This window comes from Pseudobutyrivibrio xylanivorans (assembly GCF_010906925.1).
In the GTDB taxonomy this organism is placed as follows: Bacteria; Bacillota; Clostridia; order Lachnospirales; family Lachnospiraceae; genus Pseudobutyrivibrio.
Map to the genome: position 1 here is coordinate 1 of NZ_VTVE01000007.1, position 2,984 is coordinate 2,984.

At 49.0% G+C, this 2,984-nt stretch carries 1 rRNA gene; it reads right to left on the minus strand.

From position 1 onward, the window contains the following. Window positions 1–3 precede the first annotated feature (3 nt). Window positions 4–2,899: ribosomal RNA gene (locus F0Q01_RS13615) — 23S ribosomal RNA — on the minus strand. Between the last annotated feature and the right edge of the window lie 85 nt (window positions 2,900–2,984).

Here is a 2,984-nt window from a genome sequence, read left to right on the forward strand (position 1 = left end):
TTTTAGAATAAACCTTCGATCTATTAGTATTCATCAGCTGAATGTGTTACCACACTTACACCTTGAACCTATCTACCTTATCGTCTTTAAGGGATCTTATCTCCTTGAAGGAGGGGATATCTCATCTTGAGGGGGGCTTCACGCTTAGATGCCTTCAGCGTTTATCCCGTCCAGACTTGGCTACTCAGCTATGCCGTTGGTCGACAGCTGATACACCAGTGGTCCGTCCACCCCGGTCCTCTCGTACTAGGGGCAGCTCCTCTCAAATATCCTCCGCCCGCGCCGGATAGGGACCGAACTGTCTCACGACGTTCTGAACCCAGCTCGCGTACCGCTTTAATGGGCGAACAGCCCAACCCTTGGGACCTGCTACAGCCCCAGGATGCGATGAGCCGACATCGAGGTGCCAAACCACTCCGTCGATGTGAACTCTTGGGAGTGATAAGCCTGTTATCCCCAGGGTAGCTTTTATCCGTTGAGCGATGGCAATCCCACTTTATACCACCGGATCACTAAGTCCTACTTTCGTACCTGCTCCACCCGTCGGTGTCGCAGTCAAGCTCCCTTCTGCCTTTGCACTCTTCAAATGGTTTCCGACCATTCTGAGGGAACCTTTGAGCGCCTCCGATACCCTTTCGGAGGCGACCGCCCCAGTCAAACTCCCCGCCTGGCATTGTCCCACCACCGGATAACGGCGGCTGGTTAGAAATCCAATACTACAAGGGTGGTATCCCAACAGTGACTCATATGAAACTGGCGTCCCATAATCTTAGTCTCCCACCTATCCTGTACATGCAGTACCGAATCCCAGTACCAAACTGGAGTAAAGCTCCATGGGGTCTTTCCGTCCTGGCGCGGGTAACCAGCATCTTCACTGGTACTTCAATTTCACCGGATGCATTGTCGAGACAGTGCTCAAATCATTACGCCTTTCGTGCGGGTCGGAACTTACCCGACAAGGAATTTCGCTACCTTAGGACCGTTATAGTTACGGCCGCCGTTTACTGGGGCTTAAATTCAAAGCTTCGCTTGCGCTAACCTCTCCTCTTAACCTTCCAGCACCGGGCAGGCGTCAGCCCATATACATCACCTTACGGTTTCGCATAGACCTGTGTTTTTGCTAAACAGTTGCTTGAGCCTATTCTCTGCGGCCTGACGTTAATCAGGCACCCCTTCTCCCGAAGTTACGGGGTCATTTTGCCGAATTCCTTAACAATGCTTCTTCCGTCGGCCTTAGGATTCTCTCCTCATCCACCTGTGTCGGTTTACGGTACGGGTACAATAAATACAATAGCGGCTTTTCTCGGCACAGACTCTACTTACTTCGCTACTTTAATTTCGCTCCGCATCACGTCTTTGAGTTGATTAGCGGATTTGCCAACTAATCCTCTACCTCGCTTGCACCAGTATTTCCATTCCTGGCTTAAGCTTTGTCCATGCGTCCCCACAGTTCTGATTTATTGCAGTACAGGAATCTCAACCTGTTATCCATCGACTACGTCTTTCGACCTCGCCTTAGGCCCCGACTTACCCAGAGCAGATCAGCTTTACTCTGGAAACCTTAGATATTCGGCCTGAAGGATTCTCACCTTCATCTCGCTACTCATTCCGGCATTCTCTCTTCTTGTTCCTCCACTGCTCTTTACAGTACAGCTTCGTCGGTTGCAAGAATGCTCCTCTACCACTCATACTAGGTATGAATCCTAAGCTTCGGTGTTGTGTTTTAGCCCCGGACATTTTCGGCGCAGGACCTCTCGACTAGTGAGCTGTTACGCACTCTTTGAATGTATGGCTGCTTCTGAGCCAACATCCTAGTTGTCTATGAAATCCCACATCCTTTACCACTTAACACACACTTTGGGACCTTAGCTGTAGGTCTGGGCTGTTTCCCTTTTGACTATCCAACTTATCTCGTATAGTCTGACTCCCGTACATCGGCTATCTGGCATTCGGAGTTTGATATCTCTTGGTAAGCTTTGACGCCCCCTTAAGAATTCAGTGCTCTACCTCCAGTAGTCTAATACGAGGCTAGCCCTAAAGCTATTTCGAGGAGAACCAGCTATCTCCGGGTTCGATTGGAATTTCTCCGCTATCCACACCTCATGCCCACCCTTTTCAACGGATGTGGCTTCGGCCCTCCATTTCCTTTTACGGAAACTTCAGCCTGGACATGGATAGGTCACCCGGTTTCGGGTCTACAATCACTGACTATTCGCCCTATTCAGACTTGGTATCCCTTCGGCTCCACACCTTTAGTGCTTAACCTTGCCAGTAATCGTAACTCGCCGGACCGTTCTACAAAAAGTACGCCGTTCCTCATATAAAGAGGTTCGACAGCTTGTAAACACAGGGTTTCAGGTTCTCTTTCACTCCCCTCCCGGGGTTCTTTTCACCTTTCCTTCACAGTACTATGCGCTATCGGTCACTAAGAAGTATTTAGGGTTACGGGGTGGTCCCCGCGCGTTCAGACAAGGTTTCACGTGTCTCGTCCTACTCTGGATACCGCCATGTCAATTATCTTTTCGCTTACGAGGCTTTCACTCTCTTTGGCTGGCTTTCCCAAAACCATTCTGCTAAAACTCTTGAATCAATTATGCGGTCCGAACCCCGAAATGCACGCATCTCGGTTTGCCCTCTTTCCATTTCGCTCGCCGCTACTTTGGAAATCGATTTTTCTTTCTCTTCCTCCGGCTACTTAGATGTTTCAGTTCACCGGGTTCCCTTCCATACGTTATGTATTGGCGTATGGATGACTGGAGTCTTTCCAGCCGGGTTTCCCCATTCAGATATCTCTGGATCAATGCTTATTTGCAGCTCCCCAAAGCTTTTCGCAGCTTATCACGTCTTTCTTCGGCTCTTAGTGCCAAGGCATCCACCCTGCGCTCTTGATTGTTTAATCTCGAATGTATAGCGTTACATTTTAAATTTGTTCAATAAGAACTTGTTTGGTTTGTTAATTCTCGGATGTCTTGATATTTAAGAAA